18 protein-coding genes and 1 tRNA gene are annotated in these 23,864 nt (G+C 49.3%); 8 read left to right on the top strand and 11 right to left on the bottom strand.

The window, feature by feature from the left end; translation table 11 throughout:
- The first annotated feature begins 6 nt into the window (after positions 1–6).
- On the top strand, positions 7–2,313 hold the full coding sequence (locus BDI_RS07205) for a TonB-dependent receptor (protein ID WP_005856196.1): 2,307 nt from the start codon (positions 7–9) through the stop codon (positions 2,311–2,313).
- A 191-nt stretch (positions 2,314–2,504) separates the two neighbouring features.
- Here BDI_RS07205 and BDI_RS07200 read toward each other — a convergent pair whose 3' ends face one another.
- The 7 genes from BDI_RS07200 to BDI_RS07170 all read right to left on the bottom strand — a co-directional run bounded on the left by BDI_RS07200 (position 2,505) and on the right by BDI_RS07170 (position 14,219).
- Positions 2,505–4,385, bottom strand: coding sequence for a B12-binding domain-containing radical SAM protein (locus tag BDI_RS07200; protein WP_011966460.1), 1,881 nt, complete (start codon positions 4,383–4,385; stop codon positions 2,505–2,507).
- 17 nt (positions 4,386–4,402) lie between these two features.
- On the bottom strand, positions 4,403–5,005 hold the full coding sequence (gene yihA, locus BDI_RS07195; RefSeq protein WP_005856199.1) for a ribosome biogenesis GTP-binding protein YihA/YsxC: 603 nt from the start codon (positions 5,003–5,005) through the stop codon (positions 4,403–4,405).
- 44 nt (positions 5,006–5,049) lie between these two features.
- Positions 5,050–6,513, bottom strand: a complete 1,464-nt coding sequence (locus tag BDI_RS07190) for a sodium:solute symporter (RefSeq protein ID WP_008780431.1) — start codon at positions 6,511–6,513, stop codon at positions 5,050–5,052.
- A 41-nt stretch (positions 6,514–6,554) separates the two neighbouring features.
- A complete protein-coding gene (locus BDI_RS07185) occupies positions 6,555–8,138 on the bottom strand; it encodes a bifunctional metallophosphatase/5'-nucleotidase (RefSeq protein ID WP_011966459.1) in 1,584 nt (527 codons plus the stop codon).
- 225 nt (positions 8,139–8,363) lie between these two features.
- Positions 8,364–10,742 carry an ABC transporter permease gene (locus BDI_RS07180; RefSeq protein ID WP_011966458.1) on the bottom strand — a complete coding sequence of 793 codons (2,379 nt, stop codon included), beginning with the start codon at positions 10,740–10,742 and terminating at the stop codon, positions 8,364–8,366.
- Between the two features lie 148 nt (positions 10,743–10,890).
- Entirely contained in the window at positions 10,891–12,204 is a 1,314-nt protein-coding gene (locus BDI_RS07175; RefSeq protein WP_008780433.1) for a SpoIID/LytB domain-containing protein, read from the bottom strand.
- A gap of 17 nt (positions 12,205–12,221) precedes the next feature.
- Complete coding sequence (locus BDI_RS07170) at positions 12,222–14,219, bottom strand: OPT family oligopeptide transporter (RefSeq protein ID WP_005868174.1); 1,998 nt, start codon at positions 14,217–14,219, stop codon at positions 12,222–12,224.
- A gap of 485 nt (positions 14,220–14,704) precedes the next feature.
- Between BDI_RS07170 and recR the strand changes: the two genes are divergently transcribed.
- Genes recR through BDI_RS07155 form a run of 3 tightly spaced genes read left to right on the top strand, consistent with a single transcriptional unit; the run spans position 14,705 to position 17,056 of the window.
- A complete protein-coding gene (recR, locus tag BDI_RS07165; protein WP_005868175.1) occupies positions 14,705–15,331 on the top strand; it encodes a recombination mediator RecR in 627 nt (208 codons plus the stop codon).
- 25 nt (positions 15,332–15,356) lie between these two features.
- Positions 15,357–16,523: a glycosyltransferase family 2 protein gene (locus BDI_RS07160; protein WP_011966456.1), complete on the top strand. Its 1,167-nt coding sequence runs from the start codon at positions 15,357–15,359 to the stop codon at positions 16,521–16,523.
- 17 nt (positions 16,524–16,540) lie between these two features.
- Positions 16,541–17,056 carry a GNAT family N-acetyltransferase gene (locus BDI_RS07155; RefSeq protein WP_005856217.1) on the top strand — a complete coding sequence of 172 codons (516 nt, stop codon included), beginning with the start codon at positions 16,541–16,543 and terminating at the stop codon, positions 17,054–17,056.
- Here BDI_RS07155 and BDI_RS07150 read toward each other — a convergent pair.
- Complete coding sequence (locus tag BDI_RS07150; protein WP_005856219.1) at positions 17,048–17,644, bottom strand: YqgE/AlgH family protein; 597 nt, start codon at positions 17,642–17,644, stop codon at positions 17,048–17,050. The two genes, BDI_RS07155 and BDI_RS07150, sit on opposite strands and share 9 nt — an antisense overlap.
- A gap of 120 nt (positions 17,645–17,764) precedes the next feature.
- The gene (locus BDI_RS07145) at positions 17,765–19,078 is read right to left on the bottom strand and encodes a pyridoxal phosphate-dependent aminotransferase (protein ID WP_005856221.1); all 1,314 of its coding nucleotides are present in this window, start codon (positions 19,076–19,078) and stop codon (positions 17,765–17,767) included.
- A 144-nt stretch (positions 19,079–19,222) separates the two neighbouring features.
- Here BDI_RS07145 and BDI_RS07140 point away from each other — a divergent pair.
- Together BDI_RS07140 and BDI_RS07135 are read left to right on the top strand one after the other, a co-directional pair.
- Positions 19,223–19,296 (top strand) — tRNA-Asp (locus tag BDI_RS07140).
- 143 nt (positions 19,297–19,439) lie between these two features.
- Complete coding sequence (locus tag BDI_RS07135; RefSeq protein ID WP_011966455.1) at positions 19,440–20,342, top strand: helix-turn-helix domain-containing protein; 903 nt, start codon at positions 19,440–19,442, stop codon at positions 20,340–20,342.
- A gap of 13 nt (positions 20,343–20,355) precedes the next feature.
- Here the strand turns inward: BDI_RS07135 and BDI_RS07130 are convergent, their stop codons facing one another.
- Both BDI_RS07130 and BDI_RS07125 read right to left on the bottom strand, forming a co-directional pair.
- Positions 20,356–20,919 (bottom strand): sugar O-acetyltransferase, encoded by a 564-nt coding sequence (locus tag BDI_RS07130; RefSeq protein ID WP_005856224.1) that lies wholly within the window; start codon positions 20,917–20,919, stop codon positions 20,356–20,358.
- Positions 20,920–21,044: 125 nt separating this feature from the next.
- The gene (locus BDI_RS07125; protein ID WP_011966454.1) at positions 21,045–22,289 is read right to left on the bottom strand and encodes a family 20 glycosylhydrolase; all 1,245 of its coding nucleotides are present in this window, start codon (positions 22,287–22,289) and stop codon (positions 21,045–21,047) included.
- Between the two features lie 100 nt (positions 22,290–22,389).
- On the opposite strand from BDI_RS07125, the gene BDI_RS07120 reads away from it, so the two are divergent.
- The gene (locus tag BDI_RS07120) at positions 22,390–22,887 is read left to right on the top strand and encodes a hypothetical protein (protein ID WP_009017861.1); all 498 of its coding nucleotides are present in this window, start codon (positions 22,390–22,392) and stop codon (positions 22,885–22,887) included.
- Entirely contained in the window at positions 22,884–23,795 is a 912-nt protein-coding gene (locus BDI_RS07115; RefSeq protein WP_005856231.1) for a ThuA domain-containing protein, read from the top strand. Before BDI_RS07120 ends, BDI_RS07115 begins: the two co-directional genes overlap by 4 nt.
- The last annotated feature ends 69 nt before the right edge of the window (positions 23,796–23,864 follow it).

Genomic DNA, 23,864 nt, shown 5'->3' with positions numbered 1-23,864 from the left:
CAAGCAATGAATAAGTTCATTACACTTATACTATGCCTGTGCTGTGTCTTTACATCAGCGTGGGCAGAGGGAGACGATCATACCTCCCTGAATCCTTCCGACGCTAATATCGTAGGCCATATCCTCGATAAGAAAACAGGAGAGCATCTCTCTTTTATCAATGTCTACCTCCACGGTACGACGATCGGTACGACCACCGACGCTACCGGTCATTACTATATGAAGAATCTTCCCGAGGGAAAATACACCTTGGTCATGAAGTCTATCGGATATAAAACCGAGGAGAAGACGGTGACCCTTAAGAAAGGGAAGACATTGGAGATCAATTTCAATGCCGAGGAAGACGCTGTCTCCTTGGACGGTGTCGTCGTATCGGCAAACCGTAACGAGACGACCCGCCGTCTGGCTCCTTCTTTGGTAAATGTACTCGACTCCAAGGTGTTCGAGACTACGCACGCCACTTCCTTGGCCGACGGTCTGAACTTCCAGCCCGGCGTGCGTGTGGAGAATAACTGCCAGAATTGCGGTTTCCAACAAGTACGTATCAATGGTCTGGAAGGCCCTTATACCCAGATCTTGGTGGATAGCCGGCCGATCTTCAGCGCCCTGACCGGCGTATATGGCTTGGAGCAGATCCCGGCGAATATGATCGAGCGGGTAGAGGTGATGCGCGGAGGAGGCTCGGCCTTGTTCGGCTCGTCCGCTATCGCCGGTACGATCAATATCATCACGAAGGAACCGATGCGCAACTCTGCCCAGATTGCCCATTCGTTGACGATGATCGGGGGAAGCCGTCCGGATAATAATACGACCGTGAACGCCTCGTTGGTGACGGACGATCATAAGGCGGGTATCTACCTCTTTGGGCAGGGCCGCCACCGTGCCTCTTACGACCATGATGGCGATGGCTACTCGGAGCTGGGTAAGCTGGAGGCGAAGACCCTCGGATTCCGTTCCTACTTGAAGACCAGCAATTATTCCAAGCTGACTTTCGAGTACCATAACATCAGCGAGTTCCGGCGAGGTGGTAATTTATTGGATCTTCCGCCTCACGAGACGGATATCACCGAGCAGACCGACCACCAGATCAACGGGGGAGGCCTGAAATTCGATCTTTTCTCTCGCGACTACCATCATCGGCTGAATGTGTATACCTCCGCCCAGCATACGAAACGCCAGAGTTATTACGGTGCCGGAAAAGATCCGAACGCCTATGGTAACACGACGGACATGACCTTTATCGGTGGCGCCCAATATTCCTACGAATGGGATAAATGCCTTTTTATGCCCGCTACCTTTACGGGAGGCGCCGAATATAGCTACGATGATCTGCAAGACGAGATGCTTGGCTATCACCGTACGATCGCCCAGACCGTGCATATCGGTAGCGCTTTCGCCCAGAACGAGTGGAAGAATGACCGTTGGAGTTTCTTGATCGGTGGCCGTTTGGATAAGCATAACATGATGGATCATGTGATCTTTAGCCCTCGTGCGAACGTGCGCTTCAATCCGACGAAGGATATCAACCTGCGTATGTCGTACTCCAGCGGTTTCCGGGCCCCTCAAGCGTTCGACGAGGATTTGCATATCACCGCCGTGGGGGGCGACGTGGCGATCATCCAGATTTCTCCGGACTTGAAGGAGGAGAATTCGCAGAGCGTGAGCGCTTCCGTGGATTTTTATCATCGCTTCGGCCCGGTTCAAGTGAATTTCTTAGTGGAAGGTTTCTATACGGATTTACGGAACGTGTTTATCTTGGAGGAGATCGGCCGTGACGAGGACAATAATCTGCTGATGGAACGCCGTAATGGAAAGGGTGCCCGTGTGATGGGTATCAATCTGGAGGGTAAGATGGCCTATTCTTGGATGCAGATACAGGCGGGCGCTACTTTGCAACGGAGCCGCTACAAGGAGGCAGAGCAATGGAGCGAGAACCCGAATATCACCCCGCAGAAGAAGATGTTCCGCTCTCCGGACGTATATGGCTATTTCACCTCTACCTTCACGCCCGTGAAACGTTTCTCCGCCTCATTGACGGGAACCTATACGGGCAGCATGTTGGTGCAGCACTTGGCGGGTTACATTCCCGAGGATCGTGAGGAGAAGACTCGTGATTTCTTCGACTTGAACCTGAAGCTGTCTTACGACTTCCCGATCTTCAAGTCCGCAACCTTGCAGGTGAACGCCGGAATACAGAATATCTTCGACTCCTATCAAGATGATTTCGACAAGGGAGCGCATCGGGATGCCGGGTATATCTATGGCCCGGGAATTCCTAGAAGTTATTTCGTGGGGTGCAAGATCAGTTATTAAATACTCGGCGAGCCTTGCCGAGGGAGTTGGAAGGACTTTGAAGCATCCGGCGGCTATCGCCGGGGGATGTGGAAGACTCTTGGGATGCCCGGCGGGGGTCGCCGGAGGATCGGAAGGGAACTCAAGATGCCCGGCGGAGATCGCCGCGGAGTTCCAACCCGTTTCCAATCCTCCGGCGAGCCTCTACGGGGCTATTCCTCCACTATCCTCTCTATATAATTCGGCGGCAGGGTGGTGCGTGGTACTTTCATGCCGCCGAACCATTTATGCAAGGGCAAGTCGAAGCCTGTTCCATTCATGTAATTGTAGAGGGAAACGCGAAGCCCCTCGCTGAAAAGCTCCGGATCGCAGCCGGATAGCGCCTCGAACTGTACGTCATTACGGGCGAATCCGCCAAAGGGAGGCTCCGTGACACGGCAACTGTACTCGGCGGGGTGCAACCCCACAGGGCTATGCGCTGTCATGGCGAAACGATGCCAAAATCCGGATTGAATCAGCCCAAGCTCAAACATTTGCCGGACCGTTTCTAAGGAATCTATGGTTTCTTGAGCGGTTTGGGTCGGGAAACCATACATCAAATAGGCATGGACCATGATGCCTGCCCCGGTAAAGTTGTTGGCGACCCGTGCCACTTGAGCCACTGTCACCCCTTTATTTATCAGCTTGAGGAGTCGGGGAGAGGCTACTTCCAGACCTCCCGACACGGCGATGCAGCCACTTCGTTGAAGAAGGTCGCATAGTTCCTCAGTATAGCTTTTCTCAAAACGAATATTTCCCCACCACACGACGGTTATCCCACGGCGGATAATCTCCTGCGCCATTTCCCGTAGCAAGGCGGGTGGAGCGGCCTCGTCCACGAAATGGAAGCCGATCTCGCCGGTTTGCTCGATCAAGCGCTCCATACGGTCTACCAAAGTCTTGGCTGTATTCGGCTCATATCGTTTGATGTAATCCAATGAGCCGTCGCAGAAGGCGCATTTCCCCCAGTAGCAACCGTGCGCCAAGGTCAGTTTATTCCAGCGACCATCGCTCCAAAGCTTGTGCATCGGGTTGGCCATTTCCATGACGGAGATGTATTTGTCCAGCGGCAAGCCCTCGTAATCCGGGAATCCGGTCTCGCTTTGCCGGCAAGCGGGGTAAGCGGGATTATCTTGATAAACGACCCGGCTACCGTTCTCGTCCAAGGAGAAGGTGCGTACCAGTTCCTCTTTTTGGATCGCCCCGTCCAGATAGCGTAACACTTGGAAGAGTGGGTCCTCTCCATCATCTAGCAAGAGGTAATCGATGTATTTGAAGAAGCGTGTATCCGTGATGGAGCGAAGTTCCGTATTCACGAAACCACCTCCCATAAGGATCGGGATATCGGGATGTGCCTGCCGTAGCCATTGGGCGAGCCGGAGGGTACTGAATAAATTCCCCGGGAAAGGTACGCTGAAAGCGATCGCCTTGGGCTTGCTCTTGGCGATGTGCTTTTCCAATAGCGGTTGCGTCAGGCGGTCGATAAAGCCGAAAGGTTTTTGGAGGGCTTCCTCGATCTCGTCGAAAGAGGAGGCGCAGCGGCCCAGATGCTCGGCATATCGACTGAAGCCGAAATCCGGGTCGATCGTTTCCCTGATCAAGTCGCAGAGATCCTCCAGATACAAGGTCGCCAGATAACGGGCCTTATCCCGTAATCCCGAAGTGCCGAACGCCCATTCCAGCTCCTCCTCGTTTTGGCTCCCGCAGTCGCTTTCGGGAAGGTAATCTTGGTTACAGATGCGATAAGCGAGAGGATCGTTCTTTCCCTGAAGGAAAGCGACGACGGCGGCTATCGTGTCGATATACCGTTGCTTATTAGCTAGCATCCCCCGGACTTTAGCCGGATATTTACCTTTCCGTCGCTCGATCTCGGCGAATAACTCCCCGAGACCCTGCGTGGAAAACAAAGCCAAGATTGTCTCGATACCCAGATCGGTCTGCCCGGCATGTACACCCTTTGCCTCCAAATAACCTTTTAGGTAAGCCGTGGAAGGATAAGGCGTATTGATCTGCGTAAACGGAGATAAAACCAGAAGAACCGAAGCTAATCCCATATCAACTCAACTAATTTTCAATTATTCAAGCTATTGTTGATAGACTCGATATAGTCCAGAATCTCATCCCGTCCCTCTTTCTTCTCCGAGGAAGAGAGGAAGATCGGAGGAAGCTCTTCCCAAGTCTCCAGTAATTTATCCGTATAGACTTTTAGGTTCTCTTTCAAGCGTCCCTTGCTGATCTTGTCGATCTTCGTGAAGATGATAGAGAAAGGAACCCCGCTCTCACCCAGCCATTCCATAAACTCCAGATCGATCTTTTGCGCCTCGTGACGGCAGTCCAAAAGGACAAATAGGTTGGTCAGTTGCTCTCGATCGAGGATATAGTTCTCGATGATACGTTTCAATTGCTCCCGGTTCTCCTTGCCTCGTTGGGCGAAGCCATACCCCGGAAGATCTACCAGATACCACTCGTTATTGATAAGAAAATGATTGATAAGTAAAGTCTTACCCGGTGTTTGCGAAGTCATCGCCAAGCCCTTCTTGTTGGTAAGCATATTGATCAAAGAGGATTTGCCTACATTGCTTCGTCCGATGAAGGCATACTCCGGCTTATTACCCTCGGGGCATTTCCTTACGTCTGTGTTGCTGATAACAAATTCTGCGCTTTTAATTTCCATAAAATATAAATTAATGAATAATGAGTATTGAATAATGGCTAGGCTTAATTCTCAATTTTCAAATTTCCATTTTCAATTGCCGAAAGCCACAGCCCGGCGAACGTGATGCCTCCGTTTACCATAAGCATCTCGTAGCCGAACGTATAGCCTGCGTATTGTTTCACCAAGAAATCCGTGGCGAGGCAAATCAACGGGGAGGCTATACAGATATAGGGCACGTATTTGTCACGGGGTTTCCGCTTCGTGAAAAGCCCGAAAACAAACAGCCCCAATAGAGGACCATACGTGTACGACGCTATCATGTAGATCGCGTCGATAACACTCCGGTTATTTACGGCCTTGAACGCCAAGATGATCAAGACGAACAAGACGGATATCATCACGTGTACCTTTAGGCGGGTACGTTTCGCCCTTTTCGCTTCCTCTCTCTGCACGCCGAGGATATCCACGCAAAAAGAGGTGGTGAGCGCTGTCAACGCCGAGTCGGCGCTACTGAAAGCCGCCGCTATGATACCGATCGTAAAGAAGATCAAGATACTCCCGCCCAAGATCCCTGAGGTACAAAACATCGGGAGGATATCGTCGTTGAGGGTTGGCAACTGGATGTTCTGCTGTGCCGCCAATGTCAGTAGTAGTACCCCCAGCGCGAGAAACAAGAAGTTGACCGGCGTGAAGGCGAAGCCATATGTGTACATATTCTTCTGGGCATCCTTCAAGCTCTTGCAGGAGAGGTTCTTTTGCATCATGTCCTGATCCAGCCCGGTCATGACGATCGTGATAAAGATACCGCTGAAGAACTGCTTGAAGAAGTTTTGCGTACTATGCCAATCGCCAAACTCGAAGATCCGGAAATGAGGACTTTCCACCAAGGTCTGCGCCATACCCCCGAAATCCAGTCCCATCTTGTCCTTCACCTGCCAGATGATCACGATCAACATTGCCACGAGACAAAGGGCCTGCAACGTATCTGTCCAGATGATCGTCTTGATACCGCTCCGGAACGTATATAGCCATACCAGCAGGATACTGAGGATAGCGGTCACGGCGAATGGGATGTTCCAAGCGTTGAACACGTAGGTTTGCAAGATCAAGACCACTAGATATAAGCGTGCGGCCGCCCCTACGATCTTCGAGAGCAGGAAGAATGAGGCCCCTGTCTTGTACCCCCTTCTCCCGATCCGGTCATCCAGATACGAGTAGATGGAGGTAAGCTGCAACTTATAGTATAGCGGTAGCAATACCTTGGCTATAATGATATATCCCACGAAGAAGCCTAATACAGTCTGCATATACGTCATATCGATCGCCCGCACCATGCCGGGTACCGATACGAACGTCACCCCCGATAAGGATGTCCCTACCATACCGATAGAAACGATATACCAAGGTGATTTCCTGTTCCCGAGGAAGAATGCCTCGTTGCTGTTATTACGTCCCGTGATCCATGCTATCAGCAGCAAGACGGCGAAATAGGCAGCGATAATAAAAAGGATCATATAGCTGTTCATGTATTGCTAACTTCTTTCTTCTTCTCCGCAAAGATACGGCTTTACTTTGAAATAACCGGCATATGCGTGGATTCTACCGTGATGGGTTTCTTGAAGCCCTTTAGGTAGTCCATGAAAGCGTCAGTCGATATGATACCTAAATTGTCGAATTCCGGGATCTCGTAGCCCTTGAATAAAGAGGCGTCGTACCCGTCTCCGCCATCGGTGATGAAAGCGTCTAGGGTCACCACGCAAGGGGTATTGTCCTCGATCTCGGTCTTTTGCCCGTCTCTCGTATAGACTATTTTCTCGATCTTATTTCCGCTTAGGGTAAGCGTGAGGTCGGAGGATTGAAGGAAACCGTTCGGATTCTTCCGTCCATCCTCCAATAGCTTCTTCAACCGCTTGCCGTCGAAACGATAGGCAACGATAGCGGAGCCGAAAGGCAAGATGTTGCCGGCACGCAGTCGGGTGATATCTCCTTTCGGGAGGGCTGCACGTATACCTCCGTAATGGTTTACGCCGATCACCGGCTGATCCTTGTAAGCGGGCATCTCTTTTTGGAAACGCTGGGCGTAAGCGGCCGTGACCAACGCCCCGATAGGCGTATAGTCGAACTTATTGATGGTACGGTCGTGGATCAAGGCCTCTTTTGCCGTGGCAAGTTTCTCGTTCAGCCGATATTTATCCATGATCTTCTCCACGGCCTCTCGCATCTCCGGGTTCTCCTCGCAGGCTACACGCACGGTATCCCCTTGGATGAAAGAGATATCCCGGTGTCCGTTGAAATCCTGTATCTGGAACAGCAGTTTCCCGATATGGGTACCGTTTACGCCGGCTTGGATGATGGGAATGTTATTGATCTTATCGAGCACCAGCTCATGCGAGTGGGCGGATATGATGGCGTCTACCTTATCGATGAACGGCAGTCCTTGGGCGTTCTCCTCGGTGATGCGGTAAGGCATTTTCATATCCGTGCCGATGTGTATCAAGAGGATAATCATATCGATCTGGTCCTCTTTCTTTAACTGGTAGACGGTTTGTATGCAGGCTGCTCCCAGCGGATGCGTGAACTGAAGCCCTTTCAGGTTCTCCGGCTTGGTCTTGACGTAGGTGTCCGTCGTGGTCAGTCCGATGAAGGCTATACGTAGGGAGGAGCCATCTTTCAACTTACGCTCTACGATACGGTAGGGACTCAACCAGTCGGGGTGAGTATATCTCTTCTCTTCGGTGATATTGGCGGCCACATGGGGGATATTCAAGGCGGCGGTGTCCACTAGATAAGGAAGCCCCCAGTCGAACTCGTGGTTACCGATGGCGGACATTTCCACGTCCATCGCCTCGTACATCTCTTTGATAGGCTCGCCTTTCGTGATCTTGGAGAAATAGCTTCCGCTGAAATTATCTCCGCCTGAGACAACGATGGAATGCGGATAGCGTTGCTTCTCGTTTTGTGTCATTTGTACCAACCGGGCGGCTCCCGGCGTGATCCCGTCGGAGGCGAAAGCCCCATGGAAATCGTTGAATGAGAAAATGGCTAAAGTGTCTATCGAGCTGGACGGGGTGGCGATATCTTGTGCGAATAGGGGAGCGGTTAGCGCGCTGCCTAGCAAAATCGCTGATACGAATTGTTTTTTCAGTCCCATGGTTGTATGTATTAATAGGGACAAAAGTAGGAAAAATAACGGGATTCACCGAGGAAAACGCCCGATTCGTCGAATTCTTTTTGATCGTTTTAAACCTTCGGCCTACCTTTGTGTCATAGTAATAGCTCGTGAGAGTGAAAGCGAACCGGTTGTTCATCATAACTGGGAAATAGGTAAACATTAAGTCAAAGGGCCGCCGTCCGGATAAGATGCGGCCCTTTTGATTTATTCGGACTTGAGGTTGTTTATGGGATTGTCGTGGGTGGTACGGAATACGTTATATCCGGAAACCGCCAGTATGACGGTGAGTACCAATACGCCTCCTCCCACGAATAGATACCAGGATAGCTGGATCTTTTCCGAGAATTGCTCTTGCCATTTCTGGGAGATATAGAAAGCGATACCGCAACCAAGTAAGATGGCTGGCAATGCCATGGTGATGATATCTTTCAAGAAAATATGGAGTATGTCTTTTACCGTGGCTCCGTTAATCTTGCGGATCGCCATTTCTTTCCGGCGACGGTTCACCTCGTCGTTCGTGTATCCGATCAATCCGATGAAGACGATCAGCAAGGTGACGATACCACCGATCATGACGGAGTCACGGAATTTCCGGGAGGAGGTGTATCCTTCCAGCATCTCGCTCTTGAAGGAGATCACGTTGAGTTCTTTATCCGGGATGAGTTGCCCCATTAGATCCTGCGTCTTGCGTAGGGCCTCGGAAGAAAGGCTATGGTATCGAATGACCATATGTTGGGCCGCCCCTTTCGTATAGAACATGATCTTGGCTCGCGGATCTTCTCCCGCTATGGAACCTAGGCGGAAATCCTCGAATACGCCCCGGATCGTGAAGAGAGGCATCGACTCGGACTTGGTATCGTGTCCGGTTATTTGTACCGTCTTGCCCACGGCTCCATCCTTCCAGTCGGCGAAAGGTTTCATGTATTCAATGAAATTGCGGCTCACCAGTATCTCTTGCGAGGAGGTGGTATTCTCTGTGAAGTATTGTCCTTCTACGATCGGGATTTCCAATACGTTCAGGTAATCGTTTCCTACGTCGTAGAGGTCGGCGATGTTGAATAGTTCCCGGTCGTCTCCCGGAAGATAGACGTTATTGCCCGAGGCTCCCCAGAAAGGAAGGTTATAGCAAGTCGTGATGGCGTCTACCTCGGGCAATCTTTGGGTTTCCTCGATCAGTTTGGCACGCCCCGTGGAGTCTACGGCGCCGATATACACATAGGCGAGGTTCTCGGGATTGTATCCCGGATGATCATTTACCATATGGTCGTATTGCTTGCCTACCACTAGCAATAAGGAGGCGAGGAAGCTGATTGCCGTGAACTGGAAGAACAAGAGTCCCAGTTTCCAAAGGCGGCGTGCTTCACGAATGCTCCGGAAAACAGCCGCTACAGGAATGCGTCCTAAGAACCAGCCGGTAGCTATGCCCGTAGAGATAAGTACGACTATGACCGTGAGGCATATCGCCCACATACCGGTGGATAGGAATAACGATCGGACTCCCGTGCCGATCAGCTCCTTTATAATTCCTTGAAATCCTAGGATCAGAAGTACGACCAGCGCTAGCGCGACGGTGACGTGGGTCCCTACCTCGGACAACGCCATACCTTGGATATCCTTACCGCTCGCCCCGTAACATTTGCGTACGGCCATCTCTTTCGTGCGGTTCACGATGGAGGAGATCACGATCAATATATAGTTCATTACGGCGGTGAAGATCAATACGAAGGCGATGAACGAGAGGATCAAGGCCATACGTTTGGCCATATCGTCCTCCATATGTACGTTGAGTAGTTTGTGGAAGGTGAAGGTCAGTTCCACGCCGGCTTTCTTAAGGTCGTTTACGGGGAAATGCTTGTCGATCATCTGTCTCATTCCCGCTTCCAACTGGGCCTCTGTCGTACCCGGCGATACCTTGACATAACTTTGGTAGCGGTCGTTTCCGGTTAACATATGGGTTCCGTCCCACATGAACTTGCTGATGGAAGAAAGGGATACGATAATGTCATAACTCTGTTCGGTGTTGTCCGGTAGTTTCTTGAATACGCCGCCTATCGTGAGGGCTTGTCCCGGCGCGTCGTCAATCTCGAAGCGTTTTCCCATCACGTTGCCGCCGATACGTTCGGCGATCTCGTCGGATACGAGCACGTACATGGGTTGGGAGAGAACTTGCTTAGGGTCTCCGATGAGCATGGGGCGGGGCAATACGTCGAAAAGACAACTGTCCGCTAGGATGAAGGTCGCTTTGAGCCGATGCTTGTTGTCGGACATCGTAAAAGGGGAGTTTCCCCGGAAGTACGTATAGCGTGTGGCGGCCTCGATCTCTGGTGTCTCTTGTTTCAAGAGGGGGATTACTCCGGCGGGCGTTTGCCCGTGGTCGCCCACTTCCCCGTTCATGAAAAATTTCTCATATACTCGATAGATCCGGTCTCCGTTCGAATAGAAGTTATCGTAGGTGTTCTCGAAGTGGACTTTAGCGATCAGCACCAAGCCGATGGTCAGTCCTATACCCAAGGAGATAATCTTCATTACATTGTGTTGCCCTCTCTTAAAAAGGGAGCGAATTGCGATCCCGATGTTTTTCATATTGTTATTGTATTATTTTCCGGTAAGATAAAATCAAATACCGTGCCATTGTGTTTATGTGGTTGAAAAACAGAGGGATGAGTGGCGTACGATTGTTTATGAGTGTCCAATAATTGGACAAGGGTGTCCAAAATCTGGACACCCTTGTTTAATACCTTTTCTCAATAGAGGCTCCGGGGAAATAATGCGTGAGGATTTTCCGGTACGAATATCCTTTGGCTCCCATCACGGCGGCTCCGATCTGGCAAAGCCCTACGCCATGTCCCCATCCGGCTCCTGTCAAGATGAAGCGGGAGGGGATATCAAGGCGGATATCCTTCTTATCGACAACAAAGGCCGAGCTGTATAGATGCGTCTCGGATAATGTCCGGCGTATCTCAAGCTCTTTGCCGATGGTGAACGAACGGCGTACCCCTACGATCTTGAGTTTCGTGATGCGTCCGGACGAACCTCTTTCCAACGGTATGAGATCGATGATCGGCCCGAAATCCATACCCGTTTTCCGGTGGATCAACCTTGATAGTTCCTCCTGCGTATATTCTACCTTCCAACGGTAGAAATCCGTGGTCTCTTGATCGTAGTTGTTTAGCACTTGGCTAAGGATCTCCTTGTCCGTTGTATTACAGAAGGCTTCGGGTGAGGTACGTATCCATTGTTCCGCTTCCCGCTCGTCCGTCAAGTCGGGATAGGAGGGAATCTCGTCATCCCTCAAGGCGGTAAGATAGGAGTGGGGAACCGGTTCCCAGCAATTCTCGAATTTCTCGGTCACGCCTCCGCAGCATTTCGAGAAGCGGGCGTCGCAGATCGTATCGTTATCCATCAATACCTCTCCACGTGTCTCTTTGATCACCTCCCTGACTATCGGGTTCGATGCCCGGGTAATACCTTGGTAACGCTGGCAATGGTCGTCGGCACAGACATCGAACAGATCATGGTCCTCCCGGTCGTACCAGCGGATCAAGGTCTCGCTGTCGCGGTAACAACTTTTATAGGGCGTAACCGATCCGTTCAAGTTGAAATTCTTCTCGACCTGCGCCAAGAGCCAGCTTCGCGAGATCACGGCATGGGCTTTCAGCAACTCTTTGGAAGCGTTGGCGCTCATCTCCGAGGAGATTACGCTGGTAAGGTATTCCTCCACGTCCACTTGGTTGATCGTGACGATACCTTTATCGGTCGCCACGAGGTTCAACGCTCCCTTGAAGCGTTGATCCTCCTGTCGTTGCCAGTGAAAATCCACGCCGATCGTGACCGCCTTCAAGTCGAAAGAGGATTGCGGGCTGGTCGGCTCGAAGAATAGCTCCTGATAAAGCTTCCCATTGTACACGATCTTGCCGTTTACCCAGAGGGCACGTTGCTCGCCTATGGTGAACGTGCCGGTTTCCGTATGTACATACTCCTCGTTAAAAACAAATGAGATTGCTTTGTGGGTCATGATTCCCACATTGATTACAGGTGCTTCCATATCCTTATTCCTTTATTCTATTCTTTTTTCGCGTTCAGGGAATTAAATGTGAGGTAAGCGATCATGACAAGGTACATGACAACCGCCAGTATCTCGGCGGCATTGCTAGATGCCCATTCCTCGTTCATCAAGTTGATTCCGCCGAAACGTAAGGCCGCGCTAACCACGCCCATCAAGGCACCGCCGGCGATAAAGCCGGAAGCCAGTAACGTACCTTTCTCCAAGCGGGCTGAGTTCAAGCTTTGGTCTTTGCTACGGCTTCCCACGTACCAACTGATCGCTCCACCGATCAAAAGCGGCGTATTCAGGTCCAAAGGGATAAACATACCCAAGGCGAATGCCAACGCTGGTATCTTGCAGAAGTTCAATACGACGGCGAGGACGGCTCCAATCGCGTATAAAGCCCAAGGTGCCCCCGAGCCACTCATCAACGGCTCGATAACGGCGGCCATAGCGTTCGCTTGCGGAGCGGCCAATTGTCCGGTCGTGAAACCGTACGTCTGGTTCAATATCAAGATCACGCCTCCTACCGTAGCGGCGGAAACTAGTGTGCCTAGGAATTTCCAAGTCTCTTGCTTGGCGGGCGTACTACCCAGCCAGTAGCCAATTTTCAAGTCGGTAATGAAACCTCCCGCCATGGAAAGCGCCGTACAAACCACGCCTCCGATAATCAGGGCGGATACCATGCCGGCCGGCCCTTTCAACCCTACGGCGACCAAGATGATGGAGGCGAGGATCAACGTCATGAGCGTCATGCCCGATACCGGGTTCGTCCCTACGATAGCGATAGCGTTTGCCGCTACGGTCGTAAACAGGAAAGCGATCACCCCGACCAGCAATAAGCCGATGGCAGCATGGAACCAATTATGAAGTACGCCGAACTGGAAGAACAGGAAGGTGACAATCAGCGATACGATGATACCGATCGTTATCACTTTCATCGACAAATCCTTTTGCGTACGTATAGTATTACTCTCCACAGCGTCTCCTTTTCCTTTCAACTCGTTCGCCGCCAAGCCTACGGCTCCCTTGATGATTCCCCAAGAGTTGATGATGCCGATCACCCCGGCGGTAGCGATACCTCCGATACCGATGTGGCGGGCGTAGGTGGTGAAGATTTGCTCGGCGCTCATGCTCCCGACGGTCGCCGTGATAGCGTCATTGCCGAACGTAAGCACGTCGGCGCTGAAAATGGCGGACATGGCGGGGATGATCACCAACCATACCAAGAATGAACCGGCGCAGATGATCAAGGAGTATTTTAATCCGATGATGTAACCCAGACCTAGCACGGCTGCGCCCGTATTGACTTTCAACACGATCTTGGCTTTCTCCGCCAGCATCTCGCCGGCCCCGACGATACGGGTACTGATCGTCTCGCCCCACCAACCGAAGGTGGCGATGATGAAGTCGTACAAACCTCCGATTAATCCGGCGAAGATCAAGGGCTTCGCTTGGCTTCCGCCTTTCTCGCCGGAGACGAGTACTTGCGTGGTAGCCGTAGCTTCCGGGAAGGGATACTTACCGTGCATGTCGGATACGAAATATTTACGGAACGGAATCAAGAGCAAGATCCCGATGATACCTCCTAACAAGGAACTCATGAAAACCTCGAAGAAATTGACCGTGATCTCCGGATATTTGTCTTGCAGGATATAAAGGGCGGGCAAGGTGAAAATGGCCCCCGCCACGATCACGCCGCTACTGGCCCCGATAGACTGGATGATGACGTTCTCTCCCAAGGCGTTCTTCCGCTTGAATCCGCTGGACAACCCTACGGCGATGATAGCGATCGGGATGGCGGCCTCGAATACTTGACCGACCTTCAGGCCCAGATAAGCGGCCGCCGCGCTGAATATCACTGCCATGACCAATCCCCAAAGGACGGACCAAGGCGTAACCTCCGGATAGTGTTTGTTGGGAGACATAAGAGGCTTGTAGCTTTCCCCTTCTTTTAATTCTCGGTAGGCGTTTTCTGGCAGCCCGGTTACCTTTTCTTCATTTTCTGGTTTCACGATATTAAAATGTTAGATTATAAGTTCGTAATAGCTCCACCAAACGGGTGTTGGGTGACAAATTTATGTTTTCTGGCTGAGACATGCAAGGATTCTTTAGAATAGTTAGGGCAACCGTACCCAAATTATCTATATGAATTCTTGCCCAGTAGCGTATGAATTCTTGTTCGCATGCTGTATAATTCTACAAACCACGGCGTGATCTGTACAGACCAAGTCGTGGAATATACAAATCACGTCGTGGTCTGTACATCCCACGTCGATCTTTTGGAAATAGATCAAGTAGCAAGTATGCCATGTATATGGCAAAAAGAATGTTTATTACTTGAGGACATGAACAATTATACCTAGAGCAGTTATAGTTGTACATATCAAGCAAGAGATGTGCGACTTGAATGGGATGGGGGAGAAGCCGAGTAAATAATTTGAGGTTTATCGTTAATTCGTAAATTCTTTCTATTTTTGTAGTCAAATACAGAAAGTAGATGAATCAAAGATATCCTTCAGCCTTGTTGGAAAATGCCGTAAATGAATTGGCTTCCTTGCCGGGGGTGGGGAGGAAGACAGCGCTCCGGCTAGCGCTTTATATGTTGCGCCGGGACGTCGGCTATACGGAAAACTTCGCTGCGGCCTTGGTCGCCCTCCGTCGGGACGTGAAGTACTGCAAGGTCTGCCATAATATATGTGATGATGAGGTTTGCTCTATTTGCGCCAACCCCAGCCGTGACCATTCCTTGGTTTGCGTGGTAGAGAATATCAAGGAGGTGATGGCGATAGAGAATACCGGGCAATTCCGTGGCGTATACCATGTGTTGGGCGGGATCATCTCGCCAATGGATGGCATCGGACCGGGAGACTTGCGTATCGACAGTCTGGTGCGACGTGTGGCCGAAGGTGAGGTGAAAGAGATCATCTTGGCGTTGAGCACTACCATGGAAGGCGATACGACTAACTTTTTTATTTACCGGAAGCTATCCGGTTACGATGTGAGGATCAGTGTCATCGCACGTGGCGTGTCTATCGGTGATGAGATCGAGTATGCCGACGAGATCACCTTAGGACGATCCATTATCAATCGTACTGAGTTCAATCTCACCTCTTCTAATTCATAATCATAACTCATAATTAATATCCGGAATGACCTACGAAGAAACCAAGTTGTCCGTTATCATCGTTAACTATAACGTGAAGTATTTTCTGGAGCAATGCCTCTATTCTGTCCGTGCCGCCGTAATGGGGATGGATGCCGAGGTGTTCGTGGTGGATAATAACTCGACGGATGGATCTGTCGAATATCTCCGGCCTAAGTTCCCGGAGGTGGTTTTCATTGAGAATAAAGATAATCCCGGTTTCGCCAAGGCCAATAATCAGGCGATTCGCCAGTGCGCCGGGGAATACGTGTTATTGCTGAATCCCGATACCGTGGTGGGAGAGGAGAGCCTCCGCAGCCTGTGCTTCCAGATGGATGAGGACCCGGAGATCGGAGCTATCGGTGTGAAGATGTTGAATGGGCATGGGGTATTCTTGCCGGAGAGCAAACGGGCTTTCCCTTCGCCTTGGGTGTCGTTCTGCAAGATATTCGGCCTTTCAAAGCTGTTTCCTAACTCTCCGGCATTCGCACGTTATAGCCTTCCGTATCTGGATAAAGAGCAGACGCATAAGGTGGAGGTGCTGGCGGGTGCGTTCATGTTGCTTCGTCATGAGGCGTTGGATAAGGTTGGTTTGTTGGACGAGTCGTTTTTCATGTATGGGGAGGATATCGATCTGTCTTATCGGATCGTGTTGGGAGGTTATAAGAACTTGTACGTGCCGGAACGGATCCTGCATTATAAGGGGGAGAGTACGAAGCATGGTGACTTGAAGTACATAAGGGCTTTTTACGGCGCCATGTTGATTTTCTATAAGAAATATTATCCGGGGTCCGGTTGGTTGATGCGGATACTGATCCGGTTGGCTGTCCTGCTGAAAGCTTGCTGGGCGATGATTTCAGCCCCTCTACGCAAGAAGGCTAAAGCGGTTAAGCATCGCCGCCTTTTGATCTTGTGTAGGGAGGATCATTTTGAGGAGGTAAAGGCCGTTTGCCTGAAAGCTATGCCGGATCTGGAATTCGTGAATCTCTGGGATTTGGACGTGGAGCGTGTGATGGATGCTATCTGTCGCAAGAACCAGATGAAAGGCTTTACGGACTACGCTTTCTGCTTCCCCGATGCCCGCTACGAGCAGATGCTCTTGTTCATGGACAAGCTCGTGAACAAGAAAGCGGTTTTCCATATATATACGAAGAAGAGTGGTCGGCTTGTTTAAGTAATCCTTGAGTAAATATGTTGTTGTCGAATGATAGAGTCCGTTTGAGGGCATTGGAACCAGAGGATCTGGAGTTGTTGTATCGTTGGGAGAATGATCCGGAGTTATGGGAAGTAGGGAATACCTTGGCGCCCTATTCCCGTTATATATTGAAGGAATATATAGCGGGTAGCGACCGGAGTATCTATGAGTCTCGCCAACTTCGCTTCATGATCGAGGAATGCGATACGGGGACTTCCGTGGGGATCGTGGATTTATTCGATTTTGAGCCGCATCCGAATCGGGCGGCTTGCGGTATTATGCTGGACCGTAGGTATCAAGGACGTGGCTTCGCTACGGAAGCGTTAAGACTATTGATGGAATACGCTTATACGTTTTTGAAGCTTCATCAACTTTATGTGCATATTCCCGTGGCGAACGAGCCTAGCAAGAAATTATTTACCCGTCTGGGATTTGTCGAGGCGGGGACGCTTAAGGACTGGATCAGGACACCGGATGGTTATTCCGATGTCTGCATAATGCAGTTAATTTAAATACGGGTCCTTCGGATATTTTGTCCAAGTTTTATAATCATTGCCTAATAATTCTACGGAATCTTTCCAATAGCCCTCCCCGTCGGCAGACAGGATATTATCGGTGGTGATATGGCTTACGGCCCACGAGTTCCGTTTGATTTCATGGTTTAATTGCCCTTCGGTCCATCCGGAATATCCCAAGAAAAACTTCACTTTCCCATCGATTGGGTGCCCGTTGAGGATGTATCGTTTCAATGCGTTGAAATCCCCGTCGAAATATAAATAATCATTGATCTTTAACGCGTCCGGAATGATATTATCCCCTAAGGAATGAATAAAGAACAAACGGTTGGGGCTGACCGGCCCCCCCAGATAAATCGGTATCTCCGGAAATTCGGCAAACTCCTTGAAAAAAGAGTTTACGATAAGATCCGTTTTTTTATTCAAGACAAATCCCATCGATCCGTGTTCCGTATGCTCTATTAATAATACGACGGAACGTTGGAAATAGGCATCTTGTAAAAAAGGCTCGGCAATCAGAATACTTCCTTGAATAGGAAGGACATCGTTATGTGTTATTTTAAATATATTTTTATAAGATGCCATGATCGTGAATGTTAGGTTGTTACTAATTCACCGACAATATAAGGCGTTTTTTAATAAGAAGCAAATGAAAAGCCCGGGATTCAAGTTAATAAACGTGAACCGACCGGGCTTATTGTTAATTTATGCTTGATGATTTTCCTCGAATAATCTCAGTCTTTCGTCCAGCAAATCATATTGGTGATCTTTTATGAAAGAGGTACAAGCCCGTAGTCCTTGTTGGTTACTGCCTGTGGTACTTAATGATATGGCGCTTACTCCGTAATAAACCAGCTCTTCCATCAATTGTCCGCCGGTCATTCCCGGGTAACCGATCGTGAAATAGAAACCGTCGGCTATCGGTTGGTCCAGATCGTGATCATAAACGATTGTGAAACCATGATCCGTAAAAATCTTCTTTAGTTTCTCCGCACGACGTCCGTATTCTTTCACTTGCGAGACAAAGTCGAACGTACCGTCTGCGGCGGCCTTGAACATAGCGGCTAAGGCGAATTGGGCCGAGTGGCTGGTTCCGGAAGATAGGGCGTATAAGACACGGTGGATATATACCGTACCGAACGTACCACCTCCATAACGCTGAGTCAATCCCGGATAGGAGCGATGGTAAAGTTTATTGGAGATCGCTGTCACGCCGATACGCTGTCCGGCATAGCTGAACGCCTTAGAGCCGGATATCTGCATGATATAATTATCGGTATAACGGGCTACGCTCGCTTGGTAAGGAGGCTCGAAAGGACATCCGAGGTCCTTGCGGAAATCCATGGCAAAATAGGCGAGATCTTCTATGACGATCACGTCGTATTTGTTGGCCATCTCGCCGATGATCTTCAACTCCTCGTCGGTGAGGCAAAACCAAGCCGGATTGTTCGGGTTGGAATAGATCATCGCAGCAATATTGCCTTTGGAAAGATGCGCTTCCAAGGCCTCACGCAATCGCTCGCCACGATATTCGTATACGTCGAACGACTCATATTTATAGCCCATAACGGCTATTTGCTGTTTCTGCACGGGGAATCCGGGGTCGATAAACAAGATGGTGTCTTTTCCCGGCGTACATTGTCCGGCCGTAAGGAAAGAGGCGTATGTGCCCTGCATGGAACCGGTTACGGGTACGCAACACTCCGGGTCTATATCTATATTTATAAACGCCTTGATAAAGCGGGAAGCTTGCTTTTTCACTTCGGGAGTTCCGTTGATGTTCGGGTAGATAGACGCTATACCGTTACGAAGGGCTTCGATCTCAGCGTCTACGCCTACTTGAGCGGCTTTCAAGCCCGGTACGCCCATTTCCATATGGATGAACTCGGTTCCCGTTTCTTGTTCCAATTGCGTGGATATGGCAACTACCTCCCGGATAGTCGCTTTCCCAAAATCGGGAAGTCCAAAGCCATCGATAATCCGTCTGGCTGTCTGATAGTCTACAGGAGTATTTTTCATGCTAGTGTTAATTATATATGGGGGACAAAAGTATGAAATTTATCGATTTGTTCTAATTTTTTCATCCTAAACTATTGCTAATTCAAAAAATCCACCTATCTTTGCACCGCAATTCAACGGAATAGCGATAAAGAATAACATTTTGGTCTGGTAGTTCAGCTGGTTAGAATACATGCCTGTCACGCATGGGGTCGCGGGTTCGAGTCCCGTCCAGACCGCTTTTTATTTCTCCTTCCTCCTCTTCAATATTCCTTTCGTACATATTTTTCAATACGATATCATCCGGTTTGGTGGATTTTATCTGATGGCATGAGGCTGTTAGATTTGGAATGTTTATCTTTGCGATAAAACAGATAGCCTTATGGAGAATCTAATAAAGATCGATACCGTCGATCAATACAACAAGATGTTTGGCTTGGAGACGTTGCACCCTTTGGTGAGCGTGGTAGATTTATCCAAGTCCGAGACATGGCCTACTAATTTCCGGGTTAATTATGGTATATACGGACTTTTCCTGAAAGATACGAAGTGCGGGGATATCCGGTACGGGAGGCAATATTATGATTATCAAGAAGGAACCGTAGTAGGATTCGCTCCTGGGCAGGTGACGGGTATTGAGCTTAAGGATGGGACCCGGCCTTTGGCGCATGGGTTGCTTTTCCATCCGGACTTGATCCGTGGTACGGCTTTGGGACGGGACATCAAGCGTTATTCTTTCTTCTCCTATGAATCGAACGAGGCGTTACATCTCTCTGAGGAAGAGAAGGGGATCTTCGTGGATTGCCTGAGGAAAATCCAGATCGAGTTGGAGCACTCCATCGACAAGCATAGCAAACGGCTGATCGCGATGAATATCGAGTTGCTGCTCGATTATTGCCTGCGTTTTTATGATCGTCAGTTTACGACCCGTGCGGAGACGAATAAGGATGTGTTGGTGAGGTTCGAACGATTGCTGGATGAATACCTGCAAAGCGATCTGTTAAGACAGGAAGGGCTACCTACTGTACGGTATTTCGCCGAGAAGATTTGTTTGTCCCCGAACTATTTCGGTGATCTGATCAAGAAAGAGACAGGGAAAACTGCCCAAGAAAATATACAAGACCGGATTATTTCCTTAGCGAAAGAATGGATAGTAGGGACAAACAAGACCGTCAGCCAAATCGCTTACGACCTAGGATTCCAATACTCCCAGCATTTCAGCCGCATATTCAAGAAGACCGTGGGGTGTACCCCGAATGAATATCGGAAATCCCAGATGTCGTAATCGGTGTTACGGGTTATTGGATGTATTTTATGACCTTGGCGGGAACACCTCCCACGATGGCATTGTCCGGTACATCTTTAGTAACTACCGAGCCGGCTCCGACTATAGCGTTCTCGCCAATGGTTACGCCGGATAGGATCGTTGCGTTCGAGCCTACCCAGACATTCTTTTTCAGAACGATCGGGGCAGGGTAGGTAGTGCTCCGGTCTTCGGGGGCGAAGCCGTGGTTGAGGGTGGCAAAGACCACGTTATGCCCGATCTGGCAACCGTCGTCCAGTGTCACCCCGCCATGATCTTGAAAATGACAGCAAGCGTTGATGAAAACGTTCTTGCCTACCGTGATATTCTTCCCAAAATCCGTATAGAACGGGGGGAATACACGAAAAGACGGATCGACCGGCTTATTAAACAAGCGGGATAACAGCTCACGGATTTCCTCGGGATCGTGATATGAGCCGTTTAACTCGAATGTCATGCGTCTGGCCTCATCGCTCATCTTGTTCATAAACTGATGGATCTCGTCTCCTTTAAGAGGCTTTCTTGTCTCTACATACTTCAAGAATTCGTTTAGTGTCATAATTGCTATTTTAATAAGTTCTACTTCTTGGTTTGTTTATCCCTTTTCGATTGCAACGGCAAAGATCGATGAAATCCGGAGAAACTTTTGTAGATGGATTACAGGTATTATGACCTAAATTACATTCACTGATTCTCCAAAGCCTTATATTTCTCGATTAGTTTCTTGACCGTGACAGCGTCTGAGACCTCTTGCTTATAGGTAGTCGGGTTATAATAGGCCTCGAGGAAACTGTCTGCACCGGACCAGACTGTCTCGATAATTCCTTGGAAATGGCGAGACATTTCCGGATTTGAATGCTGGCGGAAATGGATCATATCATCTACCTGTTGAAGCGCTATCTGAGGTTTACGCCAAGGGCATGTAGCAACGTCGAAGCCTTTCATGGCAAAGTAAACAGCGGTTTGCTCGGCACGCTCATAATGCCAGTCGCAGATAAAAACATCTTTCGGGATCAAGTCGATCGCACGGTAGGTATTGTTCATGCTGGCTTCCCAAGCGCCGATCCCGGTAGTTTTGCCATCGATCAGGCGGTCTCCCCATATCATCAATCGTTTGCCTTGTGAGGCTAAGTGGTTTTGTATTTTAGTGACCTCACCGGCATATAACTCAGCCTTGTCATGTCCGCCGCAACGGACGCAACTATCATGTCCGATATAAAAGACCTCGTCCATTCCGGCATGGAATAATTGAGTTTCGAAAACATCCGTCAACTCGTCTACTAAAGCGAATACGATTTTATGTACTTCCGGATGAAGCGGGCAGTAACTTTTACAATAAAGTCCGTCTGAGTTGGGCCAACCCGTATAGTTCTTGGTATCCACATGTGGCGTCTCGTCGAACTCCGGATACTCACGTAATAAAGCGTAGGTAGTCTCAGCCCATGATTGATGCCCCAAGAGATTGATCTGGGGAGCGATACGTATTCCGTTATCCCGGCAAACCTTTACGATCTTTTTCACATCCTCTCGTGTGAGTGGGGTCGGATCCCTCAGTTCTGGATGGGACTCATAGGCATAATTCCAGTCTACCCGTAGAATCAACAAGTTGAAATGACTGGGAGCCAGTTCCTCTTGGACGAACTTCAAGAATAGATCCAACTTCTGTGCGGATGGAGCGGCGATGGCCAAGCCTCGTACGGGCATGATACTATCTAAACGGTTTGTCTCTGATTGGGCGGAAACTTGGGCTGAACCTATAGCCCATATAAGCAAGAATAGTCCGATAATCTTTTTCATATAGCGATATGTTTTAATGTTTAAATTTTTAATTTGATGTACGCTTTCGAAGATCATCACGCACATCGTGACGGCCCGGAGGATGTCGATGGCTATGTTACGTTGCGTAAAATCTATTGGTTGATCGCTCATAATATATTTAGACTAAAGGTGAATTTAATACAAGACAAATATAATCAATAAGAGACATATCATTACATTTGTGCCTTATAAATATGAATAATAATTAAAAATGATAGACATGATAAGACGATTGATTTATTGGGTTCTCCTACTTTTCGTTTGTATGGGCGCCCATGCCCAATTCCGGGTGACAGCCCATCAAGAGGGTTGGGACCGGATTCCTCCGCAAGCGCAAAAAGACGGCTTTTGGTTTCAACAATCCGTTTTAGCGAATATGGATGATGATGCCGCTATGGAAGAGGTCATGCTTTTCGGGCGGGATAATGGGCATTACCCTACTTTCGACCTGTTTAAGTTTTATTACGTGATCGTGGATAATTATACGAAAGAGATCCAATATATATCGGATGAGATCTATGTGACGGATAAATATGCGCTTACGGTGGAGGATCGCAATAATGACGGGATCTCCGAGTTATATATCGATTATTTCAAGGATGGGAAGTTTACGGTTGATGAGCGAGGATATAATTTGCGAACCACCCGTTGCTATGACCGTATCGAATGGAGCCCCGAGAGTAAAAACATTAAACCCCAACAACCATGAGAAAGTATATCTATTTTATAGCGCTTATCTGTTGCGCCTTATCAGCCTCAACCTCTTACGCCCAGAAAAAGGTGATAAAAACGATGATGATCGCCGGGCAAGATGGCAGTCATTATTGGCGAGGTGCTTGCGAGGCCATGAAGCAGATCTTAGAGAACAGTGGAATGTTTAAGGTGGATTTCGTCTTTACCCCGGATTTCGGAGGAGATATAAATACCTTTAAGCCCGATTTCGCTAAATATAACTTGGTTGTTGTCAATTACGGAGGTGAAGTCTGGCCCGAGCCTGTCCAAAAAGCTTTCGAGAACTATGTAGCGGATGGTGGCGGGGTCGTGATTATCCATTCCTCCGTGGTACCTATGGCCGGTTGGAAAGCGTACAACGAGATAATCGGCATGGGAGCTTGGGAGGGGCGAAACGAGAAAGACGGTCCTTACCTGTATTGGAAAGAGGGCAAATATGTATACGATTATACACCCGGTTATGCGGGTTATCATGGCTTGCAGCATGAGACGATCCTAGAGCATCGTGCGCCGGAGCACCCTATTTTGAAAGGTCTGCCTATAAGATGGAAACATTTTAAGGACGAGATTTATACCCGCTTGCGTGGTCCGGTACGGAATGTGGAGATATTGGCTACCGCTTATGAGCGTGGACGCCATGAACCGTTGATGTGGACGGTGAAGTGGGGGAAGGGGCGTGTCTTTGTCGATCTGTTGGGGCATTGCGGCAATGACCCGAATATGATTTACTCGATGGAGTGTACGGGTTTTCAGGTAACCTTACTAAGAGGGGCTGAATGGGCAGCCACCGGGGAAGTGACGCAAGAGGCCCCTCGGGATTTCCCATTGGAAGATACCTGTACGCTCCGTCCGGAATTCAAGGCTCCTTTCCATGCGACGAATTAAATGCCTTAATAAGATGGTGTCTTTCGACAGAATAATCAAATTGACAAATTGTAAAGTTAAGTCCCGGAG

This window comes from Parabacteroides distasonis ATCC 8503 (genome assembly GCF_000012845.1).
Lineage (GTDB): Bacteria > Bacteroidota > Bacteroidia > Bacteroidales > Tannerellaceae > Parabacteroides > Parabacteroides distasonis.
This window is presented reverse-complemented; position numbering and strand designations above follow the sequence as displayed.

What these genes read in the sequence shown, in the direction of transcription:
- BDI_RS07205 (WP_005856196.1), top strand. Translation starts at nt 7, where the DNA reads ATGAATAAGTTCATTACACTTATACTATGCCTGTGCTGTGTCTTTACA.
- BDI_RS07200 (WP_011966460.1), bottom strand. Translation starts at nt 4,385, where the DNA reads ATGGGATTAGCTTCGGTTCTTCTGGTTTTATCTCCGTTTACGCAGATC.
- yihA (WP_005856199.1), bottom strand. Translation starts at nt 5,005, where the DNA reads ATGGAAATTAAAAGCGCAGAATTTGTTATCAGCAACACAGACGTAAGG.
- BDI_RS07190 (WP_008780431.1), bottom strand. Translation starts at nt 6,513, where the DNA reads ATGAACAGCTATATGATCCTTTTTATTATCGCTGCCTATTTCGCCGTC.
- BDI_RS07185 (WP_011966459.1), bottom strand. Translation starts at nt 8,138, where the DNA reads ATGGGACTGAAAAAACAATTCGTATCAGCGATTTTGCTAGGCAGCGCG.
- BDI_RS07180 (WP_011966458.1), bottom strand. Translation starts at nt 10,742, where the DNA reads ATGAAAAACATCGGGATCGCAATTCGCTCCCTTTTTAAGAGAGGGCAA.
- BDI_RS07175 (WP_008780433.1), bottom strand. Translation starts at nt 12,204, where the DNA reads ATGGAAGCACCTGTAATCAATGTGGGAATCATGACCCACAAAGCAATC.
- recR (WP_005868175.1), top strand. Translation starts at nt 14,705, where the DNA reads ATGAATCAAAGATATCCTTCAGCCTTGTTGGAAAATGCCGTAAATGAA.
- BDI_RS07160 (WP_011966456.1), top strand. Translation starts at nt 15,357, where the DNA reads ATGACCTACGAAGAAACCAAGTTGTCCGTTATCATCGTTAACTATAAC.
- BDI_RS07155 (WP_005856217.1), top strand. Translation starts at nt 16,541, where the DNA reads ATGTTGTTGTCGAATGATAGAGTCCGTTTGAGGGCATTGGAACCAGAG.
- BDI_RS07150 (WP_005856219.1), bottom strand. Translation starts at nt 17,644, where the DNA reads ATGGCATCTTATAAAAATATATTTAAAATAACACATAACGATGTCCTT.
- BDI_RS07145 (WP_005856221.1), bottom strand. Translation starts at nt 19,078, where the DNA reads ATGAAAAATACTCCTGTAGACTATCAGACAGCCAGACGGATTATCGAT.
- BDI_RS07135 (WP_011966455.1), top strand. Translation starts at nt 19,440, where the DNA reads ATGGAGAATCTAATAAAGATCGATACCGTCGATCAATACAACAAGATG.
- BDI_RS07130 (WP_005856224.1), bottom strand. Translation starts at nt 20,919, where the DNA reads ATGACACTAAACGAATTCTTGAAGTATGTAGAGACAAGAAAGCCTCTT.
- BDI_RS07125 (WP_011966454.1), bottom strand. Translation starts at nt 22,289, where the DNA reads ATGAGCGATCAACCAATAGATTTTACGCAACGTAACATAGCCATCGAC.
- BDI_RS07120 (WP_009017861.1), top strand. Translation starts at nt 22,390, where the DNA reads ATGATAGACATGATAAGACGATTGATTTATTGGGTTCTCCTACTTTTC.
- BDI_RS07115 (WP_005856231.1), top strand. Translation starts at nt 22,884, where the DNA reads ATGAGAAAGTATATCTATTTTATAGCGCTTATCTGTTGCGCCTTATCA.